At 58.7% G+C, this 25540-nt stretch carries 25 protein-coding genes; 17 read left to right on the top strand and 8 right to left on the bottom strand.

Features of this window, described 5'->3' with window-relative positions; translation table 11 throughout:
* Position 1 precedes the first annotated feature (1 nt).
* The 5 genes from tusC to QRN38_RS16945 all read left to right on the top strand — a co-directional run bounded on the left by tusC (position 2) and on the right by QRN38_RS16945 (position 3100).
* On the top strand, positions 2–364 hold the full coding sequence (gene tusC, locus QRN38_RS16925; RefSeq protein WP_007246041.1) for a sulfurtransferase complex subunit TusC: 363 nt from the start codon (positions 2–4) through the stop codon (positions 362–364).
* Positions 364–663: a sulfurtransferase complex subunit TusB gene (tusB, locus tag QRN38_RS16930; protein WP_057417641.1), complete on the top strand. Its 300-nt coding sequence runs from the start codon at positions 364–366 to the stop codon at positions 661–663. The genes tusC and tusB overlap by 1 nt, the downstream gene beginning before the upstream one ends.
* Positions 660–995, top strand: coding sequence for a TusE/DsrC/DsvC family sulfur relay protein (locus QRN38_RS16935; RefSeq protein WP_005767383.1), 336 nt, complete (start codon positions 660–662; stop codon positions 993–995). The genes tusB and QRN38_RS16935 overlap by 4 nt, the downstream gene beginning before the upstream one ends.
* On the top strand, positions 992–1993 hold the full coding sequence (locus tag QRN38_RS16940) for a glycosyl transferase family protein (protein ID WP_057417640.1): 1002 nt from the start codon (positions 992–994) through the stop codon (positions 1991–1993). The genes QRN38_RS16935 and QRN38_RS16940 overlap by 4 nt, the downstream gene beginning before the upstream one ends.
* Positions 1994–2101: 108 nt before the next feature.
* A complete protein-coding gene (locus QRN38_RS16945) occupies positions 2102–3100 on the top strand; it encodes a glutathione S-transferase family protein (RefSeq protein ID WP_005767387.1) in 999 nt (332 codons plus the stop codon).
* 51 nt (positions 3101–3151) lie between these two features.
* On the opposite strand, the gene cysG is transcribed toward QRN38_RS16945, so the two are convergent.
* The 6 genes from cysG to ftsK form a co-directional block, all read right to left on the bottom strand.
* Positions 3152–4546: a siroheme synthase CysG gene (gene cysG, locus QRN38_RS16950; protein ID WP_005618952.1), complete on the bottom strand. Its 1395-nt coding sequence runs from the start codon at positions 4544–4546 to the stop codon at positions 3152–3154.
* Complete coding sequence (gene serS / locus QRN38_RS16955; protein WP_007246037.1) at positions 4547–5827, bottom strand: serine--tRNA ligase; 1281 nt, start codon at positions 5825–5827, stop codon at positions 4547–4549.
* A 16-nt stretch (positions 5828–5843) separates the two neighbouring features.
* Entirely contained in the window at positions 5844–6218 is a 375-nt protein-coding gene (gene crcB / locus QRN38_RS16960) for a fluoride efflux transporter CrcB (protein ID WP_057417639.1), read from the bottom strand.
* Complete coding sequence (locus QRN38_RS16965) at positions 6218–7540, bottom strand: replication-associated recombination protein A (protein WP_007246036.1); 1323 nt, start codon at positions 7538–7540, stop codon at positions 6218–6220. The genes crcB and QRN38_RS16965 overlap by 1 nt, the downstream gene beginning before the upstream one ends.
* Positions 7541–7557: 17 nt before the next feature.
* Positions 7558–8181, bottom strand: coding sequence for an outer membrane lipoprotein periplasmic chaperone LolA (lolA, locus tag QRN38_RS16970; RefSeq protein ID WP_005767395.1), 624 nt, complete (start codon positions 8179–8181; stop codon positions 7558–7560).
* Positions 8182–8257: 76 nt separating this feature from the next.
* Positions 8258–10663, bottom strand: coding sequence for a DNA translocase FtsK (gene ftsK / locus QRN38_RS16975; protein WP_010200894.1), 2406 nt, complete (start codon positions 10661–10663; stop codon positions 8258–8260).
* Between the two features lie 477 nt (positions 10664–11140).
* On the opposite strand from ftsK, the gene aat reads away from it, so the two are divergent.
* The 3 genes from aat to infA all read left to right on the top strand — a co-directional run bounded on the left by aat (position 11141) and on the right by infA (position 12918).
* Positions 11141–11830, top strand: a complete 690-nt coding sequence (gene aat / locus QRN38_RS16980; RefSeq protein WP_024667416.1) for a leucyl/phenylalanyl-tRNA--protein transferase — start codon at positions 11141–11143, stop codon at positions 11828–11830.
* A 60-nt stretch (positions 11831–11890) separates the two neighbouring features.
* On the top strand, positions 11891–12598 hold the full coding sequence (locus QRN38_RS16985) for an arginyltransferase (protein WP_005767401.1): 708 nt from the start codon (positions 11891–11893) through the stop codon (positions 12596–12598).
* A gap of 101 nt (positions 12599–12699) precedes the next feature.
* Positions 12700–12918, top strand: a complete 219-nt coding sequence (gene infA, locus QRN38_RS16990; RefSeq protein ID WP_002553999.1) for a translation initiation factor IF-1 — start codon at positions 12700–12702, stop codon at positions 12916–12918.
* Positions 12919–13034: 116 nt separating this feature from the next.
* Here infA and clpA read toward each other — a convergent pair whose 3' ends face one another.
* Both clpA and clpS read right to left on the bottom strand, forming a co-directional pair.
* Positions 13035–15308 (bottom strand): ATP-dependent Clp protease ATP-binding subunit ClpA, encoded by a 2274-nt coding sequence (gene clpA, locus QRN38_RS16995; protein ID WP_003380149.1) that lies wholly within the window; start codon positions 15306–15308, stop codon positions 13035–13037.
* Positions 15309–15338: 30 nt separating this feature from the next.
* Complete coding sequence (gene clpS, locus QRN38_RS17000; protein WP_003380148.1) at positions 15339–15701, bottom strand: ATP-dependent Clp protease adapter ClpS; 363 nt, start codon at positions 15699–15701, stop codon at positions 15339–15341.
* A 214-nt stretch (positions 15702–15915) separates the two neighbouring features.
* On the opposite strand from clpS, the gene QRN38_RS17005 reads away from it, so the two are divergent.
* From QRN38_RS17005 to QRN38_RS17045, 9 genes are all read left to right on the top strand, one after another.
* Positions 15916–16206 (top strand): cold shock domain-containing protein, encoded by a 291-nt coding sequence (locus QRN38_RS17005; RefSeq protein ID WP_057417638.1) that lies wholly within the window; start codon positions 15916–15918, stop codon positions 16204–16206.
* A gap of 632 nt (positions 16207–16838) precedes the next feature.
* Entirely contained in the window at positions 16839–19070 is a 2232-nt protein-coding gene (locus tag QRN38_RS17010; RefSeq protein WP_005767410.1) for an NADP-dependent isocitrate dehydrogenase, read from the top strand.
* Positions 19071–19195: 125 nt separating this feature from the next.
* Positions 19196–19642 (top strand): NUDIX hydrolase, encoded by a 447-nt coding sequence (locus QRN38_RS17015; RefSeq protein ID WP_007246033.1) that lies wholly within the window; start codon positions 19196–19198, stop codon positions 19640–19642.
* 60 nt (positions 19643–19702) lie between these two features.
* Positions 19703–20833 (top strand): tRNA 2-thiouridine(34) synthase MnmA, encoded by a 1131-nt coding sequence (gene mnmA, locus QRN38_RS17020; RefSeq protein ID WP_007246032.1) that lies wholly within the window; start codon positions 19703–19705, stop codon positions 20831–20833.
* Positions 20833–21453, top strand: coding sequence for a high frequency lysogenization protein HflD (gene hflD / locus QRN38_RS17025; protein ID WP_005767416.1), 621 nt, complete (start codon positions 20833–20835; stop codon positions 21451–21453). The genes mnmA and hflD overlap by 1 nt, the downstream gene beginning before the upstream one ends.
* A 131-nt stretch (positions 21454–21584) precedes the next feature.
* A complete protein-coding gene (gene purB, locus QRN38_RS17030) occupies positions 21585–22955 on the top strand; it encodes an adenylosuccinate lyase (RefSeq protein WP_003380132.1) in 1371 nt (456 codons plus the stop codon).
* Positions 22956–23015: 60 nt separating this feature from the next.
* Entirely contained in the window at positions 23016–24182 is a 1167-nt protein-coding gene (locus tag QRN38_RS17035) for a ribosomal protein uL16 3-hydroxylase (protein WP_007246030.1), read from the top strand.
* A complete protein-coding gene (locus QRN38_RS17040; protein WP_005767420.1) occupies positions 24175–24606 on the top strand; it encodes a GNAT family N-acetyltransferase in 432 nt (143 codons plus the stop codon). The genes QRN38_RS17035 and QRN38_RS17040 overlap by 8 nt, the downstream gene beginning before the upstream one ends.
* A gap of 177 nt (positions 24607–24783) precedes the next feature.
* On the top strand, positions 24784–25530 hold the full coding sequence (locus QRN38_RS17045; RefSeq protein ID WP_057419076.1) for a secretin N-terminal domain-containing protein: 747 nt from the start codon (positions 24784–24786) through the stop codon (positions 25528–25530).
* Positions 25531–25540 lie beyond the last annotated feature (10 nt).

Genomic DNA, 25540 nt, shown 5'->3' on the forward strand with positions numbered 1-25540 from the left:
GATGCCGAGATCACTATTGATTGTCAGCCGTCAGTCACCCTGGTCAGGTCCGGGCGCTCGGGAAGCACTGGACATCGCGCTGGCGGGCGGTGCGTTCGACCTGCCGGTCGGCCTGCTGTTTCTGGATGACGGCGTATTTCAGTTACTGCCGCAACAAGTGCCTGCTGCCCTGCAACAGAAAGACCTGACCGCGAACCTGAAGGCACTGTCGATGTTTGGTGTCGACGATCTGTACGCCTGCGGGCAAAGCCTGACAGAACGCAGCATTCCTGCCAGCGCGCTGAGTGAGGAGATCCGTCAGTTAGCCGCACGGTCCGATTTGTCGGCACTTTTTGACCGTTACGACGAGGTGATTACGATCTGATGGCTACCTTGCACATTGTTTCTCATTCGCCCTTTGCCGACACCCGTCTGGAAAGCTGCCTGCGCCTGCTGGGCACACATGACGGCCTGTTGCTGTGCGGCGATGCCGCGTATGCGTTGATGCCAGCCAGCGCTCAAAGACAGAACCTGCAGCCCCTGATCGACTCGGTGAAACTGTTCGTCCTTGATGAAGACCTCAAGGCACGAGACCTGCAACTGCCTGCGGGAGTGAACAGCATCGACTACCCGGCTTTCGTCGAGCTTTCGTTGCGCTTCGACAAGGTCAACACCTGGCTATGAAACAGTTGATGATTGACGGGCGCAGCATTGAACTGGACAAGGACGGCTTTCTCAAGCACCTCGACGACTGGTCGATGGACATTGCTCATGCGCTCGCTACTGAAGAAGGTATCGCGCTGAGTGCCGAACACACCGAAATCCTCTTGTTACTTCGGGATTTCTACGCCGAGTTTCAGCTTTCGCCCGCCACCCGGCCGCTGATCAAATACACCGCACTCAAACTGGGCACGGAAAAAGGCAACAGCCTGCACCTCAACCGCTTGTTCAACGGCACCCCAGCCAAACTTGCCGCCAAGCTGGCGGGCCTGCCAAAGCCGACCAATTGCATATGAACGACTACGCCCCGCTGGTTACCGAAACACCTGAAGAACACCCCTTCGCCCCTTTCGTCCGCATTCTGGGCAAAGGCAAACGTGGCGCACGCAACCTGACGCGCGAAGAAGCGCGAGAGGCGATGGGCATGCTGCTCGATGAAAAAGTTGAGGACACCCAGCTTGGCGCCTTTCTGATGCTGCTGCGCCACAAGGAAGAAAGCCCCGAGGAACTGGCGGGCTTTACCGAAGCGGTGCGTGAACGCCTGAATGCCCCGGCCATGCAGGTCGATATCGACTGGCCAACGTACGCAGGCAAGAAACGTCACTTGCCGTGGTACTTGCTGGCGGCCAAGTGTCTGGCGCAGAACGGCGTGAAGATCCTCCTGCACGGCGGCGGCGCTCACACCGCTGGCCGCCTGTACACCGAGCAATTGCTGGGCTTGCTGAACATTCCTCTGTGCCGTCACTGGTCAGCGGTGGAAAGCGCACTGGCACAAGGCAATCTGGCGTTCATACCGCTCGCGGACTGGGCACCGCAGTTGCAGCGCATGATCGACCTGCGCAACACGCTGGGCCTGCGCTCCCCCATTCATTCGCTGGCACGCATTCTCAACCCGTTGCAGGCGCGTTGCGGCCTGCAAAGCATCTTTCATCCGGGCTATCAGGGCGTGCATCGCGATGCCAGCAGCCTGCTGGGCGATAATGCCATTGTGGTCAAGGGTGACGGCGGCGAAATCGAGATCAACCCCGACACCATCAGCCACCTGTACGGCACCACCGGTGGGCAGCCTTGGGACGAAGAGTGGCCGGCGCTTTCGCCGCGTCGTCATGTGAAACCGGCAACACTTGATCCGCAGCAATTGCTGGCCCTGTGGCGCGGCGAAAGCGAAGACAGTTACCCGCAACTGGCGCTGATCTCGACCATGGCACTCGCCCTGCGTGGCCTGGGCGTCGCGCGCGAAGACGCTTTCCAGCAAGCGCAAACGTTCTGGGATCGCCGCGACAAGACCCCGTGATCTATCGGCTGTGACGATGACCAGCGCCCATAATCTTGCGCTTTTCAGATCGAACTGACGCGCCTGTACTGATCTCCAAGTTTCATCATTCAGCAACGGGAGTCAGACATGGGCCTTCTGGTCGATGGGCGCTGGCAAGACCAGTGGTACGAAAGCAGCAAAGATGGCGCGTTTCAGCGCGAAAATGCTCAGCGACGCAACTGGGTCACGCGCGACGGGCAAGCTGGGCCATCCGGTGAAGGTGGTTTTGCTGCCGAAGCGGGCCGTTATCACCTCTACGTGTCTCTGGCGTGCCCATGGGCGCATCGCACGCTGATCCTGCGCAAGCTCAAGGGCCTGGAAAAGCTGATCGATGTCTCAGTGGTCAGTTGGCTGATGCTGGAAAATGGCTGGACCTTTGATCAGCAGAAAGGCTCAAGCGGCGACGCGCTGGATGACTTTCAGTTCTTTCACCAGCGCTATACGGCCGATGACCCTCGATACACCGGTCGCGTGACCGTTCCGGTGCTGTGGGACAAACAACAGCAGCGCATCGTCAGCAATGAGTCTGCGGAAATCATCCGCATGTTCAATGCTGCGTTCGACGAACTGACCGGCAATACCCTTGATTTCTACCCGTCCGCGTTGCAGTCGAGCATTGACGAACTCAATGAGCAGATTTACCCGAAGGTCAACAACGGGGTCTACCGCGCAGGGTTCGCAACGTCGCAAGGTGCGTACGAGGAAGCCTTCGATGACGTGTTCGCTGAACTGGATGTGCTGGAAAACCTGCTGGGCGAAAAGCGCTATCTGACGGGAAAACACCTCACCGAAGCCGACATACGTCTGTTCACAACCATCGTGCGCTTCGATGCGGTCTACTACAGCCACTTCAAGTGTAACCTGCGGCGCATCGCGGACTACCCCAACCTCAGCAACTGGCTGCGCGAGCTTTACCAATGGCCAGGCATTGCAGAAACGGTAGACTTTGAGCACATCAAAGGCCACTACTACGCTAGCCATCGCACCATCAACCCGACCGGAATCATTCCCAAGGGGCCGGCACTTGATCTGCAAGCAGGTCACGACCGCGAGCGATTGTCAGGTGAAGGTGCCTGGAGCAAGTAACACATCAGCAAAACGAGAGGGATAGCCCCAACGGGCTATCCCCTTACAGCCTCAGAGCGTGGCCTGAGCGCCTTCGAACCAGGCCAGCTTCTCACGCAACTTGACCACTTCGCCGATAATCACCAGCGTCGGCGCATGAACCTCATGCTCGGCAACCAGCTGCGGCAGATTGGCCAGGGTGCCGGTGAACACCCGTTGATTGACCGTGGTGCCCTGCTGAACCAGCGCGGCAGGTGTGTCGGCAGAGCGGCCATGCTTGATCAGCTCTGCGCAAATGACCGGCAAGCCAATCAGGCCCATGTAAAACACCAGCGTCTGAGCGGGCGCCACCAGATCAGACCACGGCAGGTCCGTCGTACCGTTTTTCAAGTGCCCGGTGATGAACCGTACCGACTGCGCATGATCGCGGTGCGTCAGCGGTATGCCTGCGTACGCCGCGCAACCGCTGGCAGCGGTAATACCCGGAACCACCTGAAACGGAATACCGTGCGCCGCCAGCTCTTCGATTTCCTCGCCACCACGGCCGAAGATAAACGGATCGCCCCCTTTCAGGCGCACGACACGTTTGCCTTGTTTGGCCAGTGCAACCAGTTGCTGATTGATCTGCTCCTGAGGCACAGCATGCTCTGCACGACGCTTGCCGACGTAGACACGTTCGGCATCGCGACGGCACAGATCAAGGATCGTCGGTGCGACAAGGCGGTCATACAACACCACGTCCGCTTGCTGCATCAGACGCAAAGCGCGAAAGGTCAGCAAATCCGGATCGCCAGGACCTGCGCCGACCAGATACACCTCACCGGTTTGCGCCGGTGGCTCGCCAGCGATCTTGGCGATCAGCAGGCGCTCGGCCTCGGCACCCTGCCCGGCCAGTTGACGATCGGCAATGGCCCCCTGAAAAACCTCTTCCCAGAACGCCCGGCGTTGCTGCACGTTAGGGAGCAGGCCTTTGACCTGATTGCGAAAACGCGCGGCAAGCCCGGCGAGCTGCCCGTAGCTGGAGGGAATCCAGGTTTCCAGCTTGGCCCGGATCAGACGTGCCAGCACCGGCGCATCGCCGCCGCTGGACACGGCAATCACCAACGGTGAACGGTCGACAATAGCCGGGAAGATGACGGTACACAGCGCCGGAGCATCCACCACGTTAACCGGCACGCAGCGTAGCCGGGCATCGCGAGAAACCTGAGCGTTTAGCGGCTCGTCGTCCGTGGCGGCGATGATCAGCACGCAGCCGTCAAGATCGCTTTCGCTGTAGCCACGCAGAATCAGTTCGCCGCCGCTGTGTGCAACCAGCTCGCGCAACTGGGTTTCTATTTCCGGCGCAACCACGCGCAGTACAGCCCCGGCATCAGCGATCAGACGTGATTTACGCAAGGCAATTTCACCGCCGCCGACCACCAGCACGCGGCTGCCACGCAGGTTATGGAACAGCGGCAAAAACTCCATTTAACCGATAACCTCAAGGCCGCCCATGTACGGTTTGAGCACTTCCGGCACGCGGATCGAACCGTCCGCCTGCTGATAGTTTTCCAGCACGGCCACCAGGGTACGACCTACCGCCAGCCCCGAACCGTTGAGGGTGTGAACCAGTTCCGGCTTGCCGGTTTCCGGGTTGCGCCAGCGAGCCTGCATGCGACGCGCCTGGAAATCACCGCAGTTGGAGCACGAAGAGATTTCGCGGTACTTGTCCTGGCTCGGGATCCACACTTCCAGGTCGTACGTCTTCACGGCGCTGAAACCCATGTCGCCGGTGCACAGCGCGAGCGTGCGATACGGCAGCTCCAGCAATTGCAGAACGCGTTCGGCGTTACCAGTCAGCGATTCAAGGGCCGCCATGGAATCGTCCGGTGCAACGATCTGGACCATCTCGACCTTGTCGAACTGGTGCTGACGGATCATCCCTCGGGTGTCACGGCCCGACGCGCCCGCTTCGCTGCGGAAGCACGGCGTGTGCGCAACGAACTTGAGCGGCAGCTGTTTTGCATCGAGAATCTCGCCCGACACAATGTTGGTCAGCGACACTTCAGCCGTCGGGATCAGGTACAGATCAGCTTCGCCTTCACGCGAGATCTTGAACAGGTCTTCCTCGAACTTCGGCAACTGACCCGTGCCTTGCAGTGCAGGTGCCTGCACCAGATAAGGCGTGTAGGTCTCTTCGTAGCCATGCTCGTTGATGTGCAGGTTGATCATGAACTGCGCCAATGCGCGGTGCAGACGTGCGATCGGGCCACGCAACAACGCAAAACGTGCGCCGGACAGTTTGGCTGCGGTCTCAAAGTCCAGCCAGCCGAATTTCTCGCCCAGCGCAACGTGATCCTTGACCTCGAAGTCGAACGCCGTCGGCGTGCCCCAGCGACGGACTTCGACGTTGCCTTCTTCGTCGGCACCCACAGGGACGGACTCGTGAGGCAGGTTCGGAATGCTCAGCACCAGCGCGTCCAGTTCGGCCTGGATGGCGTCCAGCTCGACCTTGCCTTCGCTCAGTTCGTTGCCCATACGCTCGACATCCGCCATCAACGGCGCAATGTCCTCACCGCGCTGCTTGGCCTGACCGATGGACTTGGAACGTGCATTGCGCTCGGCCTGAAGCTGTTCGGTGCGGGTCTGCACCACCTTACGCTGGGCTTCCAGCGATTCAATGCGCGCCACATCCAGTGTAAAGCCACGGGAAGCCAAGCGATCCGCTACGTCCTGAAGTTGAGTACGTAACAGTTTGGAATCGAGCATATCGTTCTCTCGTCTATCAAAGTCTGGTCAGGGACAGGCCAACCCAGGTTGCGAGCAGCCCGCCGAATACACTGATACCGGCATAGCCCAGAGCCAGCGGTACTTGCCCGCTTTCCAGCAGGCGCAGCGTATCCAGTGAAAAGGATGAAAAGGTCGTCAGACCGCCTACAAAGCCGACAATCAAGCCGGCACGAATTTCGACGGGCACTTCAGGCCGTGACAAAAACAGGCCATACAGCACACCGATAATCAGGCAGCCGACAATGTTGACTGCCAGCGTCCCCGCATAAAAATATCGTGGCCAGTTGGCGCTTACCCAGGTACCTGCTGCAAAGCGCAATAATGTACCAGCGATCCCGGCGATCGACACCGCAAGAATGGTTTGAATCATCACTTTCTCCGCTGGCGAGCGCTGGCGGTGTCCAGCGCGTTCAGATGCCTGAGCTTCTCACCGATCTTGAGCTCAAGGCCGCGCGGCACGGGTTGATAATACTGGCGTGGCTCCAGTTCGTCCGGAAAGTAGTCTTCGCCTGCAGCGTAAGCTTCCGGCTCGTCGTGGGCGTAACGATATTCTTCACCGTAACCGAGTTGTTTCATCAGCTTGGTCGGCGCGTTGCGCAAGTGCAACGGAACCTCCAGCGATCCGTGTTCGCCCGCTTCGCGCATCGCAGCCTTGAATGCCATGTAGACCGCGTTGCTTTTCGGCGCACAGGCCAGGTAGACAATGGCCTGCGCAACCGCCAGCTCACCCTCGGGGCTGCCGAGTCGTTCCTGCACATCCCACGCCGACATGCACAATGGCAGCGCGCGCGGATCGGCATTGCCGATGTCTTCACTGGCCATACGCACCACGCGCCGCGCCAGGTACAGCGGGTCGCACCCGCCGTCGATCATGCGCGCAAACCAGTACAGGGCGGCATCCGGGTTGGAGCCGCGAATGGATTTGTGCAGGGCCGATATCTGGTCATAAAACGCCTCGCCGCCCTTGTCGAAGCGGCGTCGGCTGTCGCCTAGCAGGCTCTGCAACAACTCGATATCAATCTCGCTGCCATCCTCGGCCAGATCGGACGCGTTTTCCAGCAGGTTGAGCATGCGCCGGCCGTCACCATCAGCAGCGGCCATAAGCATCGCGAATCCTTCGTCACTCAAGGTCAGCTTGCGCTGGCCGAGCCCGCGGTCTTCGGTCAGGGCGCGATTGACCAGTTTGCGCAACGCCGCCTCGTCGAGGCTTTTGAGCACGTAGACGCGAGCCCGTGACAACAAGGCGTTATTGAGTTCGAACGAAGGGTTTTCAGTGGTCGCGCCGATGAAAATCAGCGTGCCGTCCTCAACGTAAGGCAGAAACGCATCCTGTTGCGACTTGTTGAAGCGATGCACTTCGTCGACAAACAGAATCGTGCGCTTGCCGTATTGCCCGGCCTGTTGCTTGGCGACTTCCACGGCCTGGCGAATTTCCTTGACCCCGGCCAGCACCGCCGAAACAGTCTCGAAATGTGCATCCGAAACCTTGGCCAACAACCTGGCCAGCGTCGTCTTGCCGACGCCGGGCGGGCCCCAGAAGATCATCGAGTGCAGCGCGCCCTGTTCCAGCGCCTCGCGCAGAGGCTTGCCGTGGGCCAGTACGTGCTCCTGACCGACATACTCATCCAGATTGGTAGCACGCAAACGTGCAGCCAGAGGCTGAGCTATCGGTTCGCGACTGAACAGGTCCATGTCAGGAATAGGCCCTTTTACTCTTGAATGACATCAGCGCCCTTGGGGATCTGGAACTGAAACTTGCTGGCAGCAATCGACTCGTTGGCTTTGACGCCGGTGAACAGAATGTTGGTGCGCTGCCCGACGCTGTCGATCAACTGCATATCATTGATGATGCCGTTGCGAAACGACAGGCGCAGGCTGTCGAACAGCGTGTCCTTGGTCTTGGGCTTGAGCATGAAATCGATCACACCACCAGCTTCTTTCGCGGTGATATCAAAACTTTCGCTGATCTTCGACACGTCACCGGACAGCAGCAATGCCGGGGTCTGCGTCAGGCGCTGATCAAGCTTCTTGATCGTGACCTGCTCAAGATCAGGGTCCCACAGCGAGACCTTCTTGCCGTCGGAAACCATCAGTTGTTCCTGAGGCGCGTCGGTGTGCCAGTTGAACAGGCCTGGGCGCTGCAAGGCCATTTCGCCTGTGGTTTCCTGCAACTGCGTACCGCCACCGTCCAGCGTCAACTGCGAGAAGCGTGCGGTCAGCGTCTGGGATTTTTCCAGCAGTTGGGTCAGACGTGCCACGTCCTTGCCGTCAGCATGAGCCGGGATGACGGAGAAGGTCAGTGCGGTGGCCAACAGCATGCGGATAAGACGCATGGGATTCCTCTTTGAAGTCGATGATGATGCGACAGCGCGCCGTGCACGCTGTCGATGCAAACCGGGGTGGTAAAACTCAGTCGCGCACTGGCCCGGGGGCCAGGACTTCACGCGAGCCGTTGGTGTTCATGGAGGTCACAACGCCTGCCATTTCCATCGCTTCGATCATGCGCGCGGCACGGTTGTAACCAATCTTGAGTTTGCGCTGCACGGCAGAAATCGATGCACGACGGCTTTCGAGGACGAATTTCACGGCTTCATCGTAAAGGGCATCGCTTTCGCTGTCTTCACCGCCCTCACTGCTGCCGCCATCAAAGCCGCTGCCGGGCTCTTCCACACCGGCGAGAATATCGTCGTTGTAGTCAGGAGAGCCACGCAGCTTCCATGCTTCCACCACACGGTGCACTTCTTCGTCGGAAACGAATGCACCGTGGACGCGAATTGGCAGACTGGTGCCCGGTGGCATGTAGAGCATGTCACCGTGACCCAGCAATTGCTCGGCGCCACCCTGATCGATGATGGTGCGGGAGTCGATCTTGCTCGACACCTGAAACGCCATGCGCGTCGGGATGTTGGCTTTGATCAGACCGGTAATCACGTCAACCGAAGGACGCTGGGTAGCCAGAATCAGGTGGATACCGGCCGCACGAGCCTTCTGCGCAATACGCGCAATAAGCTCTTCGACCTTCTTGCCGACGATCATCATCATGTCGGCAAATTCGTCCACCACCACCACGATGGTCGGCAGCTTGGTCAGCAGCGGCGCTTCGTCGTGGATGCTTTCGCGCTTGTACAGCGGGTCGGCCAGCGGCTCTCCGGCATCCTGCGCTTCCTTGACCTTCTGGTTGAAGCCCGACAGGTTACGCACGCCCATCTTCGCCATCAGCTTGTAGCGGCGCTCCATCTCGGCAACGCTCCAGCGCAGGGCGTTGGCAGCGTCCTTCATGTCGGTCACCACCGGACACAACAAATGTGGAATGCCTTCGTAGATGGACAGCTCGAGCATTTTCGGGTCGATCATGATCAGCTTGGCATCTTCCGGGCCGGACTTGAACAGGATCGACAGGATCATCGCGTTCACACCCACCGACTTACCGGAACCGGTCGTACCGGCCACCAACAGGTGAGGCATTTTTGCCAGATCGGTAATCACCGGCTTGCCGCCGATGTCGTGGCCCAGCGCGAGGGTCACAGGCGACTTGGCGTTATCGTATTCGGGGGTCGACAGTACCTCGGAGAACCGCACGATCTGGCGGTCTTCGTTGGGAATTTCGATACCCACGGTGGTCTTGCCCGGAATCACCTCGACCACACGCACGCTGGTCACGGCGAGCGAACGTGCAAGGTCCTTGGCCAGGTTGGAGATACGGCTGACCTTTACGCCAGCGGCCGGCTGAATCTCGTAACGGGTGATGACCGGGCCTGGATGAATCGAATCCACCGAGACCTCGACACCGAACTCCTTGAGCTTGATTTCCAGCAGATGACCGACCGCCGCCAGAGACTCCGGCGAATAGTTGAGCTGCTTCTTTTCCGCCGGATCAAGGATCGAGATCGGCGGCAAGGTGCCTTCGACGGCGCTGTCAACGAACAACGGGGCCTGTTTTTCCTTCAGGACGCGCTTGCTTGGCTCTGCCGGCTTCGAAGGTGCTGGGGCGATGACCGCAGGCACGTGTTTTTCGCGCTCGGTCATGTGCTTGCTCAGCGACACTTCGCGCTCGATGATGCGCTCTCGGGCCTTGGCCTGCTCGCGACGGTCCGGGGCGACAGGCGCCACGACATCGTTCACGCGCATATCGACCTCGCGCAACTGCGCAACCATCTGCTTGCGCTCGGCACGGGCAGTCCACCAACGGTTCGCCGCGCCCTGAAACAACTCGAACAGGTCCAGGGTGATCTTGCCGGTGACGTCCATCACCTTGAACCACGACAGATCGGTAAACACTGTCAGGCCGAACAGGAACAGGGCAATGAACAGCAAGGTACTGCCCTGGATGTTCAGCGCCCTCTTGGCCAGATCGCCCAACACTTCGCCCAGCACACCGCCCGCCGAGCCCGGAAAACCCGCCGAGAAGTGGAAATGAATGTGTGCCAGCGCAGCACCCGCCAGTATCAGGAAGACCAGCCCGATCAGGCGCCACGAGAACAGCCAGCCGCTCCACTGCCAGGGTTCATGACGATGACGAAACACCTGCCAGGTCTTGATCGCCAGCAGCAACGGAAATATGTAGGCGAAATAGCCCAGAATCATGAACAGGATGTCGGCACAGAACGCACCGGCCCACCCTGCGGCGTTCTGAACCTGCCCGGCATTGCTGCTGGTATGGCTCCAGCCAGGGTCGCTCTGGTCGTAGGTCAGCAAGGCCATCATCAGGTACAGGCACAGTGCGCCAAAGGCGATCAGGGCCCCTTCCTTGAGCCGGTAGTGCAATTGCTGCCGCCATAGCGGAACAGCGCTGGGTGCTGGGGTGGATTTCTTCAAAACGCTTTAATTCCTGCGCTGGAGCGCGAACATCTCGTTGATTGACCAGTAACGGCTGTCGGACGGCACTGACTGCCCCCGTGTGGACAGGGATGACAGACACCGGGAAACCCGTTGGACAGACGCTTGAATGATAATACCCAAAGCAGGCATTGTACGGCTTTACACACAGCGGGGTCTGTACGAAAACGCGCCAGACCGGGCTCAGACACCTCTGCAACGCCGGAAAGACCAGACATGCCTGCGTATTCGCTGATAACGTCCAATTTGAGCATGCATTCCGTTTTGTGACAAAGGCTTATGACGTGTTTCTGGCAACTACTCGCAACTTTTCAGGCCGGGCCATCGCCGCCATGCGGGCGCATTACCGCAAGTACAAGGTACGCGCCATAATGACAACCGCTTGTGACCACGCCCGCCGTACAGAGTTGCATCTTCAGGCCTGTGCGCCCTCCCCTTCCGCAAAGTCGTGATGCCATGCTGACCTGGTTAAACCGCAACAACCTGGATTTCCCCCCATTGGAGAAAGCCCTTCGTGAACCCGACGGGCTGCTGGCAGCCGGTGGAGACTTGTCGGCCGACCGCCTGATCAAGGCCTATCGGCATGGCTGCTTTCCGTGGTTCCAGGAGGGCCAGCCCATCCTGTGGTGGTCACCTGATCCGCGCACCGTGCTGTTGCCCGAAGAGCTGCACATCTCGCGCAGCCTCGGCAAGGTACTGCGCCAGTCTCGTTATCGCGTGACCTTCGACACGGACTTTGCCCGCGTGATCAAGGCCTGCGCGGCGCCTCGCAGTTACGCCAATGAAACCTGGATCACCGGCTCGATGCAGGACGCCTACCTGGAGCTGCACCGCCGCGGCCATGCGCACAGCGTCGAAGTCTGGGATCAGGAAGAGTTGGTCGGCGGGCTTTACGGCCTGGCGATGGGTCAGCTGTTTTTCGGAGAGTCGATGTTCAGTCGCGCAGACAACGCCTCCAAAGTCGGCTTTGCCACGTTGGTAGAGCACTTGACCGACTGGGGTTTTGTACTGATCGACTGCCAGATGCCTACTCAACACCTGCACAGCTTTGGCGCACGCTCGATTCCTCGCCAGACTTTTGCCGATTACCTGGCCCGCCATCTGGACCAGCCGACCGACGCCGACTGGTTATCTAGGCGAGTTTGACAGGCTGGCATACACTCATCGGTATGGATTTACCTTTTAAGCGGCGATTAGGCGGCGATCATGACAGAGCTGGCAAGGCTGAAGTTTTATGCCACTCAACCCCACACCTGCAGTTACCTGCCCGAGGAGCAGGCGACGACCCTGTTCCTGGACCCCAGCCAGCCGATGGATGTACAGGTCTATGCGGACCTGTCGGACATGGGCTTTCGCCGTAGCGGCGATCATCTTTACCGCCCTCACTGCCAGAATTGCAGCGCTTGCGTGCCCGCGCGCATCCCTGTGAACCTGTTCGTACCTGACAGACAGCAAAAGCGCATCCTCAAGCGTAATGCCGACATTCAGGTAAGCAGCGCCAAACCGGTGTTCACTCAGGAGTATTTCGATCTTTACCAGCGCTACATCGAACAGCGCCACGCCGATGGCGACATGTTCCCCCCTAGTCGTGAGCAGTTTTCGACGTTTCTGGTTCGCGATCTGCCGTTTTCGCGCTTTTACGAATTTCGTGTTGACCAACGCCTGCTGGCAGTCGCCGTTACCGACCTGCTGCCCAACGGCCTTTCTGCGGTCTACACCTTCTACGAACCTGACGAAGAGCGCCGCAGCCTGGGCCGCTACGCGATTTTGTGGCAGATCGGCGAAGCCACCCGGCTGCAACTGCAAGCGGTGTACCTGGGCTACTGGATAAAGAACTGCAAAAAGATGAATTACAAGACCCAATATCGCCCCATCGAGCTACTGACCAATCAAAGATGGGTCACTCTGTATTGAACCCCTTGGCTTAAACTGGTTTTTTCGGGCACAATGCACGCCGCTTTTGCCTGGCGCCACTTGCACCGGGCCACTCATTTGTATACCGAGGGCTTTACTGCATGTCGAAAGAAGACAGCTTCGAAATGGAAGGCACTGTCGTCGACACCCTGCCCAACACCATGTTTCGTGTGGAGTTGGAAAACGGGCACGTCGTAACCGCGCATATATCCGGCAAGATGCGCAAGAATTACATCCGTATTCTGACCGGCGACAAGGTGCGTGTAGAACTCACGCCCTATGACCTGAGCAAAGGGCGCATCACCTACCGCGCTCGTTAAACAGGCATCAACGAAAACGCCCGGCATAAGCCGGGCGTTTTTGTTTGCGTGTTTTATCAGTTGTTGCTGCCGACCTGCCCCGCATCAATCAACAATACGGGGCAAGGTTTACGGCGTCAGGCCATTTCTGCCGTGGTTTCGAAATCGAACGTGATCTCGCCATCACGGATGTCGATGTGCACGACGCCGCCATGCTCTGACAACTCGCCAAACAGGATCTCTTCAGCCAACGGCCGTTTGATCTTGTCCTGAATCAGGCGAGCCATCGGGCGTGCGCCCATCGCTGCATCGTAACCGCCCTGCGCCAGCCAGCTTCTTGCCGCCTCGGAGACTTCGAGCAGTACGCGCTTGTCTTCCAGTTGAGCCTGAAGCTCGGTAAGGAACTTGTCCACCACACTCTTGATGACTTCGTGGCTGAGACGACCAAACTGAATGATCGTATCCAGACGGTTGCGGAACTCCGGCGTGAAGCTCTTCTTGATCACTTCCATGGCATCAGACGAGTGGTCCTGATGCGTGAAACCGATCGAAGCCCGCGCCGCGGATTCAGCACCGGCGTTAGTAGTCATGATCACGATCACGTTGCGGAAGTCCGCCTTGCGCCCGTTGTTATCGGTGAGCGTACCGTGGTCCATCACCTGCAACAGCAGGTTGAAGACTTCCGGATGCGCTTTCTCGATTTCATCGAGCAGCAGCACGCAATGCGGCTGCCGGGTAATGGCTTCCGTCAGCAGACCGCCCTGATCGAAACCGACGTAGCCTGGAGGCGCACCGATCAAGCGAGAAACGGTGTGACGCTCCATGTACTCGGACATGTCAAAACGAATCAGCTCGACACCCAAGGCTTTTGCCAGCTGACGAGCAGCTTCGGTCTTGCCGACACCGGTAGGCCCGGCGAACAGGAAGGAACCGACCGGCTTGTCCGGCGACTTGAGCCCTGCGCGCGACAGCTTGATGGCCGTAGACAGCGAATCGATCGCCGCATCCTGACCAAACACTGTCAGTTTGAGATCGCGTTCCAGGTTACGCAGCAGTTCCTTGTCGGAACTGTTGACGTGTTTCGGAGGAATACGAGCGATCTTGGCGACAATGTCTTCAACCTGCGGAACATCGATGCGCTTGACGCGTTTTTCGACCGGCTGCAGACGCTGATAGGCACCCGCTTCGTCAATCACATCAATGGCCTTGTCGGGCATATGACGGTCATTGATGTAGCGCGAGGCGAGCTCAGCGGCGGCGCGCAAGGCTTCATCGCTGTATTCGATGCTGTGATGCTGCTCGAAACGGCTTTTCAGGCCGCGCAGGATTCCGATAGTGTCTTCGACCGAAGGCTCGGACACATCGACTTTCTGGAAGCGACGTGCCAAGGCACGGTCCTTCTCGAAAATCCCGCGAAACTCCTGGAACGTCGTTGAACCGATGCAGCGAATCTCGCCGGAAGACAGCATCGGCTTGAGCAGGTTCGAGGCATCCATCACCCCGCCGGACGCCGCACCGGCACCAATGATCGTGTGGATCTCGTCGATGAACAGGATCGCCTGCGGACGCTTACGCAGCTCATTGAGCAGCGCCTTGAAGCGCTTCTCGAAATCACCACGGTATTTGGTCCCGGCCAGCAAGGCACCCAGGTCAAGCGAATAGACAACGCTGTTGGCAAGCAGGTCAGGCACCTGATTGTCGACGATACGCTTGGCAAGACCCTCGGCAATGGCGGTTTTACCCACCCCGGCCTCTCCGACCAGCAGCGGGTTGTTCTTGCGCCGACGAGCGAGAATCTGCGCCACACGCTCGACTTCGCTTTCGCGGCCGACCAGTGGATCTATGCGCCCCTGACGCGCCAATTCGTTCAGATTGCTGGCATAGGCATCCAGAGGATTGCCTGAGGAAGATGCTTCACCGCCCTCGTCGTCCTGCATATCTTGCTCACCTTCAGAAGAGTGTTCGCCATGCCCTGGAACCTTGGAGATACCGTGGGCAATGTAGTTGACGACATCAATCCGGGCCACACTCTGCTGCTTGAGCAGAAATACGGCCTGGCTTTCCTGCTCACTGAAAATTGCGACCAGCACGTTGGCGCCAGTCACTTCGCGCTTGCCAGAGCTTTGCACGTGGAAGACAGCGCGTTGCAGAACGCGCTGAAAACCCAGCGTCGGTTGAGTCTCGCGGTCCTCGTCGTGGACGGGGATCAGCGGCGTGGTGGAGTCGATGAACTCCTGCAGATCATGCTTGAGTTTATCGAGGTTTGCGCCGCAGGCACGCAGGACAGTGGCTGCAGCCTCATTATCCAATAGAGCCAGCAGGAGATGCTCGACCGTCATGAACTCATGACGCTTCGAACGTGCCTCCTTGAAGGCAAGATTGAGGGTGACTTCGAGCTCACGGTTTAACATAGCTTCACCTCATACCCAAGTGGTCGGCGTTTAACCGTCCTTCTCGATCTCACAGAGTAGCGGATGCTGGCTCTCCCTGGCGTATTGATTGACCTGCGCTGCCTTGGTCTCGGCGATGTCGCGGGTAAACAATCCGCAGACTGCCCGTCCCTCTGTATGGACGGCCAGCATGACTTTGGTGGCCAGCTCACGATTCAGGTTAAAAAACACCTCGAGCACTTCGACGACGAAATCCATCGGGGTGTAGTCATCATTGAACAAAACCACCTTGTACATCGGTGGCGCCTGCAGGGTCGGTTTGGCGTCCTGCACCGCGATGCCTGCCGAGTCGTCCTCGTGTGACTGCGGACCATCCTGATTGAATGTTAGTCGAATCTTGCTGAATGCATGCATGGAAAGAAATGTTCGTTTGAGGGCGGATTGAGCAACTAGTCGCAGTCTGACCGGTTTTTAAATGGACTGCCGCATGACCTTGACTATCAGCTAAACGGTGTTACAAACAATAGAGCCCACATTGGGTAAAAAGGGTCCGCGCAGTCAACCAAAATTTTTCGGTGAGGCGGATTGAAGTGGACGATACTCCTGAGGGAGTCCTTTGCAGAGGGATATGGCGATGCTTAACGGAAAAGTCAAGTGGTTCAACAATGCAAAAGGTTATGGATTCATACTCGAAGACGGCAAGCCTGAAGATGGCAAGCCTAATGAAGACTTGTTCGCTCATTATTCGGCCATCCAGATGGACGGCTACAAAACCCTCAAAGCCGGCCAGTCGGTCAGATTTGAGATCATTCAAGGGCCAAAAGGTTTGCATGCGGTGAATATCCAGTCATCTCTGGTCAAAACAGGCGAACCGGTAAAGAGCGCGCATGCGCATGTACCTGAACACGCACACGCTTGAAGCCTGTCATTCAGAAATAGTATGACATGTGACAGCTGATCCCTGATCGTCGGCTCAGCTGGCAGGATTGCCTACAGTGCGCAATGAGATTATGCCGGACCTTGAAGACGCTGCAGTTTTGCTCTCCTCAAACCGTCGTGACTCCCCAGGGTATCGAATTAGCGGTTATTGCACCGCGGATGCCCCGACCAAAAGCGCGCCACCATCGCTCGAAGTGCGGAACCCGTAACAGAATGTCACTGTTTCTCCCCTCCCTTGAATAACCTGCCATCCAGCGGGCCTGCCTGACGCATGTCGCACCCCTGAATGCATGCCTGCCCATCGGCACCTTCGACCAACGGCGGATATTCATTATTCGATAGCACGCATAGCATTAATGCTTGGTGCCAATGGTTTGATATACTCGCGCCGTGACCGCAGAGTCATAAAGGCTGACCCGTCTGAAACCAGACCCTCAACCTTCTTATGCGTCGGGTCGCTACCTGGCCTGACAGCTTGACGCTCGACTGATGCACCCAACATCACCGCGAATAAACCTCGACCTGGGCTCATGGCCGAACCGTGGGCAAGAGTGCATACCCTGCGCGTATCGAGATTTTGTGCATGCTCAGCAAAACAGAGAGTTAATACGAATGTCCAACCGCTCGAAGATCATCTACACCTTCACCGACGAAGCTCCGGCCCTCGCCACCTACTCGCTGCTGCCTATCATCGAAGCTTTCACAGCCTCCTCCGATATCGACGTGGAAACGCGCGACATCTCTCTGGCGGGCCGTGTTCTTTCCAGCTTCCCGGAGTCGCTTGGCGCCGATCAACAAGTGCCGGATCATCTCGCCGAGCTGGGCAAACTGGCCACCACGCCAGAAGCCAACATCATCAAGCTGCCTAACATCAGCGCTTCGGTCCCACAACTGAAAGCGACCATCAAGGAGCTTCAGGAGCAGGGCTTCAACATCCCCGACTACCCGGAAAACCCTGCCACTGACGCGGAAAAAGAAACCCGCGCGCGTTACGACAAGACCAAGGGCAGCGCTGTAAACCCGGTTCTGCGCGAAGGCAACTCCGATCGTCGTGCCCCACTGTCGGTCAAGAACTACGCGCGCAAGCACCCGCACAAAATGGGCGCCTGGGCTTCCGACTCCAAGGCCCACGTTGCGCACATGAGCAACGGCGACTTCTACGGCAGCGAAAAAGCCGCGCAGATCGAAGCTGACAGCACTGTAAAGATCGAACTGGTCGCTCAGGACGGCACCACCACCGTCCTGAAAGAAAAAACGGCCCTGAAGGCCGGCGAGATCGTCGACTGCTCGGTCATGAGCGCCAAAGCACTGCGCAGCTTCATTGCCGCCGAGATCGAGGACGCCCGCAAGCAAGGCGTTCTGTTCTCGGTGCATTTGAAAGCCACCATGATGAAGATCTCCGACCCGATCATGTTCGGTCAGATCGTCGCCGAGTTCTACAAGGATGCGCTGACCAAGCACGCTGACACGCTGAAACAGATCGGCTTCAGCCTGAACAACGGCATCGGTGACCTTTACGAGCGCATCAGCGCCCTGCCTGCCGAGAAACAGGCGGAAATCAAGGCTGACATCGAAGCGGTCTACGCGGTTCGTCCACAGCTGGCGATGGTCAACTCCGACAAGGGCATCACCAACCTGCACGTACCGAGCGACGTGATCGTCGACGCATCGATGCCGGCCATGATCCGTGACTCGGGCAAGATGTGGGGCACAGACGGCCAACTGCACGATGCCAAAGCAGTGATCCCGGATCGTTGCTACGCCACCATCTATCAAGCCGTCATCGAAGACTGCAAGAAAAATGGCGCTTTCGACCCTACCACCATGGGCAGCGTACCGAACGTTGGCCTGATGGCGCAGAAAGCCGAAGAATACGGCTCCCACGACAAGACTTTCCACATCCAGACCAATGGTGTGGTTCGTGTGACCGACGGCCAAGGCAACCTGCTGATGGAACAGAACGTCGAAGCGGGCGATATCTGGCGCATGTGCCAGGCCAAAGACGCGCCGATCCAGGACTGGGTCAAACTGGCGGTCAACCGCGCTCGCGCCAGCAACACGCCGGCCATCTTCTGGCTGGACGCTTCCCGCGCCCACGACAGCGTGATGATCGAGAAAGTCCGCAAGTACCTGGGCGACCACGATACGTCGGGCCTGGACATCCAGATTCTTTCGCCAGTCGACGCCATGAAGCTGACCCTGGAGCGCACTCGCGCCGGTAAGGACACCATTTCGGTGACCGGTAACGTGCTGCGCGACTACCTCACCGACCTGTTCCCGATCATGGAACTGGGCACCAGCGCGAAGATGCTGTCGATCGTTCCGCTGATGAACGGTGGCGGCCTGTTCGAAACCGGCGCCGGCGGTTCGGCTCCCAAGCATGTTCAGCAGTTCGTTGAAGAAAACTTCCTGCGCTGGGATTCGCTGGGCGAGTTCCTGGCCCTGGCGGCCTCGCTGGAGCACCTGGGTAACGCGTATAACAACCCGAAAGCACTGGTTCTGTCCAAAACCCTCGACCAGGCCACTGGCGAGTTCCTGGATCGCAACAAGTCGCCTTCGCGCAAGGTCGGCGGTATCGACAACCGCGGCAGCCATTTCTACCTGACCCTGTTCTGGGCTCAGGCACTGGCTGCTCAGAATGACGACGCAGACCTCAAAGCGCAGTTCACGCCTCTGGCCAAGACCCTGACCGACAACGAAGAAAAAATCGTTGCCGAGCTGAATGCCGTTCAAGGAAAGCCAGTGGACATTGGCGGTTACTATTTCGCCAACCCGGAAGTGACCAGCAAAGCCATGCGCCCTAGCGCAACGCTCAACGCAGCTATCGATGCGTTGAAAGCGTAAACGGCAAACCGGCGCGACGCTTTACCTCGTTGCCCAACCAAAAGCCCCGGCCTGCGTGTCGGGGCTTTTGCATTCAAGCGCTTGAAACACCGGCACCCCATAGACTGCAAGCAGAGGATCAACCCATGACCTGGCAAGCCCATGTTACCGTCGCCACCATCGTCGAGGATCAGGGCCGTTTCCTGTTCGTCGAGGAAATGAAAGGCGGCCGCGCCGTACTCAATCAACCTGCCGGGCATCTCGACCCGAATGAGAGCCTGCAATGTGCGGCAGTGCGGGAAACCCTGGAAGAAACCGGCTGGGACGTCGAACTGACCAGCGTGGTGGGTATTTACCTGTACACCGCGCCAAGCAATGGCGTGACCTATCAGCGAATCTGCTTCGCCGCCAAAGCCCTGCGCCACAATTGTGAGTATCAGCTGGACCACGGCATACTCGGCGCGATCTGGCTGACTCGCGACGAGTTGCTGGCCCAACAGGAGCGCTGGCGCAGCGAACTGGTAATGCGCTGCCTCGACGATTACCTCGACGCCGAACATTTCAGTCTCGACCTGCTGCGCGACAAGGCGTGAGACTCGACGCCCTCAGCCTGATAGAATCGCGTCCTTTTACAGGTCAGCCGTTGAACCCCCATGCGTGATCCAGCCCCCTCGAACTCAGAAATGAAGCGCGTCATAGTCGGCATGTCCGGCGGCGTGGACTCTTCCGTTTCCGCCGTACTGCTCATGGAGCAGGGATATCAGGTGGAAGGCTTGTTCATGAAGAACTGGGAAGAAGACGACGGAACGGAATATTGCACCGCCCGCGAAGACCTGGCAGACGCCCAGGCTGTGTGCGACAGGATCGGTATCAAGCTGCACACGGCCAACTTCGCCGCCGAGTACTGGGACAACGTCTTCGAGCACTTCCTCGAAGAGTACAAGGCCGGACGCACGCCAAACCCGGACATCCTCTGCAACCGGGAAATCAAGTTCAAAGCCTTTCTGGACTATGCCCTGATGCTGGGCGCCGATCTGATTGCAACCGGCCACTATGTGCGCCGTCGCGATATCGACGGGCGTACCGAGCTGCTCAAGGGCCTGGATCCGAACAAGGACCAGAGCTACTTCCTGCATGCCGTCGGTGGCGAACAAATCGCCCGGACGCTGTTCCCGGTAGGCGAGCTGGAAAAACCGCAAGTGCGCGCCATTGCCGAGAAACACGGCCTGGCGACGGCCAAGAAGAAGGATTCCACCGGCATCTGCTTCATTGGCGAGCGCCGCTTCACCGATTTTCTGCGCCAATACCTGCCCGCCCAACCCGGCGACATCAAGACCACCGAAGGCGAAGTCATCGGTCGCCACAGTGGCCTGATGTACCACACCATCGGTCAGCGCCAGGGCCTGGGCATTGGCGGCCTCAAGGACGCCAGCGACGACCCGTGGTACGTGCTGGTCAAGGACCTGGACAACAACGAACTGATCGTTGGCCAGGGCAATGATCATCCGTGGCTGTTTTCGCGGGCGCTGGTGTCTTCGGAAATCTACTGGGTCAACCCGATCGACCTGAGCAGCCCGCGCAAACTCACCGCAAAAGTCCGTTATCGCCAGAGCGACCAGCCGTGCATGCTGGAAAAAACCGCTGGCGGCTACCGGGCCACATTCGATGACCCGCAACGCGCTGTAACGCCCGGCCAGTCCGTGGTGTTCTACGATGGCGAAATCTGTCTGGGCGGCGGCGTGATCGAAATTGCCGAACCCTGGACCAGCAAGGACAAGCGTTGATGACCCCGATTCAGGAACAACTGATCGCTCTGGGTGGCGTATTTCAAGCCGCCGTGCTGGTTGATCGGATCGCCAAGACCGGCCAGGTCAGCGAAGCGGCACTGAGCTGCATGCTCGGCAGCCTGCTGGTGGTCGACCCGAAAGACACGCTGGACGTCTACGGCGGTGATGACCTCAATCTGCATGAGGGCTATCGCGCCATGGCCAGCGCTCTGGAGCGCGACCCGGCGACACTGCAGCGCGAGCCGCTGCGCTATGCCCTGTCGATGCTCGGCCTGGAGCGACAACTGGCCAAGCGCGACGACCTGCTCGAAATCATTGGCAAACGCATCCCGGTGATTCAATCGCAGGTCGAACATTTCGGCATCGCTCACGAAAACGTGATCGCCGCGACCGGCGCACTTTACGAAGACACCCTGAGCACCCTGCGCCAGCGTATTCAGGTGCAGGGCGACATGCGCAACCTGCAGCAACCGAACAACGCGTCGAAGATCCGTGCCATTCTGCTGGCAGGTATTCGCTCTGCGCGGCTGTGGCGGCAAGTTGGCGGTCATCGCTGGCAGCTGGTGTTCAGCCGTCGCAAGCTATTGAAAGAACTCTATCCGTTGCTGCACGGCTGATCCGCCGTGCACCAGTAACCCTCACCACCTCAGGCACGACGCGCTCTACGCGAGTCAGCGGACTCCGGTCCTGCTGACTTTTCATGTATGATGTGCGCCCTTTTCGTTGCCAGACTGTCCGAGAGCATCCCATGCAGCTTTCTTCGCTCACTGCGGTTTCCCCTGTTGACGGCCGCTACGCCGGCAAAACCCAAGCCTTGCGCCCTATTTTCAGCGAATACGGCCTGATCCGTTTCCGCGTGATGGTTGAAGTCCGCTGGCTCCAGCGCCTGGCGGCTCACCCACAGATCACCGAAGTTCCGGCCTTCTCCGCGCAAGCCAATGCCATTCTCAATACTCTGGCTGAAGACTTTTCGGTGGAGCACGCCGAGCGCGTCAAGGAAATCGAGCGCACCACCAACCACGACGTCAAGGCCGTGGAATACCTGCTCAAGGAACAGGCTGCCAAGCTGCCGGAACTGGAGAACGTCAGCGAGTTCATTCACTTTGCCTGCACCAGCGAGGACATCAACAACCTGTCCCATGCTCTGATGCTACGCGAAGGCCGCGACACCGTGATGCTGCCGCTGATGCGCCAGATTGCCGACGCAATCCGCGAACTGGCAATCCGCTTCGCCGACGTGCCGATGCTTTCGCGCACCCACGGCCAGCCAGCCTCCCCAACTACGCTGGGCAAGGAACTGGCCAACGTGGTTTACCGCCTGGAACGCCAGATCACCCAGATCGCCGCAGTGCCTTTGCTGGGCAAGATCAACGGCGCGGTCGGCAACTACAACGCCCACCTTTCTGCCTATGCCGATATCGACTGGGAAGCCAATGCACGCGCCTTCATCGAAGACGAACTGGGCCTGGGCTTCAACCCCTACACCACGCAGATCGAGCCGCACGACTACATTGCCGAGCTGTTCGACGCCGTTGCGCGCTTCAATACCATCCTGATCGACTTCGACCGCGATATCTGGGGTTACATCTCCCTGGGCTATTTCAAGCAGCGCACCATCGCTGGCGAAATCGGTTCGTCGACCATGCCGCACAAGGTCAACCCGATCGACTTCGAAAACTCCGAAGGCAACCTGGGTATCGCCAATGCGCTGTTCCAGCACCTGGCGAGCAAGCTGCCTGTCTCCCGCTGGCAGCGCGACCTGACCGACTCCACCGTGTTGCGTAATCTGGGCGTTGGCTTTGCACACAGCGTGATTGCCTACGAAGCCAGCCTCAAAGGCATCAGCAAGCTGGAATTGAACGAGCAACGCATTGCGGCCGATCTGGACGCCTGCTGGGAAGTGCTGGCCGAACCGATCCAGACCGTAATGCGTCGTTACAACATCGAAAACCCGTATGAAAAATTGAAAGAACTGACACGCGGCAAGGGCATCGGCCCTGAAGCACTGCAAACTTTCATTGACGGTCTGGATATGCCTGCCCAAGCCAAGGCAGAGCTGAAGAAGCTCACGCCAGCCAATTACATCGGCAATGCGGCAGCCCAGGCCAAGCGCATCTGACACGCAAAAAAATTGCACACGCCCGGCTGTGCCGGGCGTTTTCATTTCAAGGGCTTACACATGAATCCTGATATTCCTCTTCAATTTCTGGGCGGCATCAGTGCACGCGTTTTCCTGCGTGACTACTGGCAGAAAAAACCGCTTCTGATCCGTCAGGCCTTGCCGGACTTTCAAAGCCCGATCGATGCAGACGAACTGGCCGGCCTGGCTCTGGAAGAAGAAGTCGAGTCACGCCTGGTCATCGAAAACGGCGAACGCCCCTGGGAGCTGCGTCGCGGCCCGTTCGCCGAAGACGAATTCAGCAAGTTGCCCGAGCGCGACTGGACCCTGCTGGTGCAGGCCGTGGACCAGTTCGTTCCGGAAGTCAGTGAACTGCTGGAAAACTTCCGTTTTCTGCCAAGCTGGCGTATTGACGATGTGATGATCAGCTATGCCGCACCTGGCGGCGGCGTCGGCCCGCATTTTGATAATTACGACGTGTTCCTGCTGCAAGGCCACGGCAAGCGCCATTGGCAGATCGGCCAGATGTGCGATGCCGAAAGCCCGTTGCTGCAGCACGCCGACCTGCGCATCCTTGCCGAATTCGAAAAAACCGAAGAGTGGACGCTGGAACCCGGTGACATGCTTTATCTGCCGCCACGCCTGGCCCATTGCGGCGTCGCTGTTGACGATTGCCTGACCTATTCGGTTGGCTTCCGCGCCCCTGGCGCTGCGGAAGTGCTGACCCACTTCACCGACTTCCTCAGCCAGTTCATTCCAGACGAAGAGCGCTACACCGACGCTGATGCGCAGCCGGTCAGCGATCCGCATCAGATCCAGCACGACGCACTCGACCGCCTCAAAGCGCTGCTGGCCGAGCACATGAGCGACGAACGCCTGCTGCTCACCTGGTTTGGCCAGTTCATGACCGAGCCACGCTACCCGGAACTGGTCACCGGCCCGGAGCTGGAAGAGGCCGACCTGCTCGACAGCCTCGAACAGGGCGCTGTACTGATTCGCAACCCGAGTGCAAGGCTGGCCTGGTCTGAAGTCGACGACGATCTGCTACTGTTTGCCAGTGGTCAGAGCCGTTTGTTGCCGGGCAGCCTGCGTGAGCTGCTGAAACTGATCTGTGCCGCCGACGCATTGCACAGTGAAAACCTCGGCCAATGGTTGGCCGATGACGATGGACGCAATCTGCTTTGCGAACTCGTAAAACAAGGAAGCCTGGGATTCGCCGATGAATAAAGTCACTGTAGCTGTCGCCCAATGGCAGAAGAACAACGCCGATATCCGGCGCATACGCGATTCGGTATTTATTGCCGAGCAGTCCGTGCCACCCGAACTGGAATGGGATGCCGAGGACGCCGGGGCTGTGCACTTTCTCGCATATGAAGGGGAATACGCAGTAGGCACCGCCCGCCTGCTGCCCGATGGTGAAATTGGTCGCCTGTCTGTGCTAAAGGACTGGCGTGGCCTGAAGGTCGGCGAGGCATTGCTCAGCGCGGTGATTCACGAAGCCGAGCAACGCGGGCTCAAGCCGTTGAAGCTCAGCGCTCAGGTGCAGGCTGTCGAGTTTTACCAGCGCTTCGGCTTTACCGTGGTCAGTGACGAGTTTCTCGAAGCCGGTTTACCGCACGTCGAGATGCGCCGCGAAACACCTGAAAACTGAGTATGTAGGCGCTTTTCACGGCACTACATAATGATCGCCCTGCCCTCTTCCGCTCGACGCCGCCAAGGTCGAAACGAAAAACGGCAGGGCTTTTTTGTGGCGGGCCATTCAGCCTGATCCCTTATGGCCGATACAGTGGCTAACTCATGCTTTACGCGCTTACCGCGGAGAATGAACATGTCAATCCGTAACCTGCTTAACATAGTGCTCACCTCAGTACTGATCGCATTCAGCGCTCAGACCCTCGCTGCGACCGAAGTGGTCCCACTCAACTACCGCACCAGCGCTGATCTGCTACCGGTGGCCAAATCTTTTCTGGGTGCCGACGGTTCAGTCAGCGCCTATGGCAATCAGTTGATCGTCAATGCAGATTCGCGCAAGATCGAAGAACTTCGCAGCCTGATATCGCAACTGGATACCGCGCCAAAGCGCTTGCTGATCAGCGTCGACACCAGCGAAAACGCCACGAGCAGCAGCAATGGCTCACGCGTTATCGATTACGGCACCGCGAGCCGCGACGGCGGCGGCGTGCAGCAGGTTCAGACCAGCGAAGGTACGCCGGCATTGATTCAGGTCGGACAGAGCGTCCCGCTGACGTCTTCGTCCACAGACTCCTACGGCTACTCACAGAGCAACACTGAATACCGCAATGTCACCCAAGGGTTCTATGTCACGGCCAGCGTGACCGGCGACACCGTTCACCTGACCATCAGCACCAACCATGACCGCATGAGCCAGGAACGCCCTGACGCCATCAAGGTGCAAAGTACCGACAGCCAGGTGAGCGGCCGTCTCGGCGAGTGGATCACACTGGCGAGCAATAGCGATCAATCCGCTGCCGATCAGAGAGGCTTTGCCCAACGCTATTCGACTCAGGGTCGCAGCGACATGATTTTGCGCGTGAAGGTCGAAAGCCTCGAATAGCCTGGACTGG

It is taken from the genome of Pseudomonas sp. CFBP2511 (assembly GCF_030209255.1).
Taxonomy (GTDB): Bacteria; Pseudomonadota; Gammaproteobacteria; order Pseudomonadales; family Pseudomonadaceae; genus Aquipseudomonas; species Aquipseudomonas avellanae.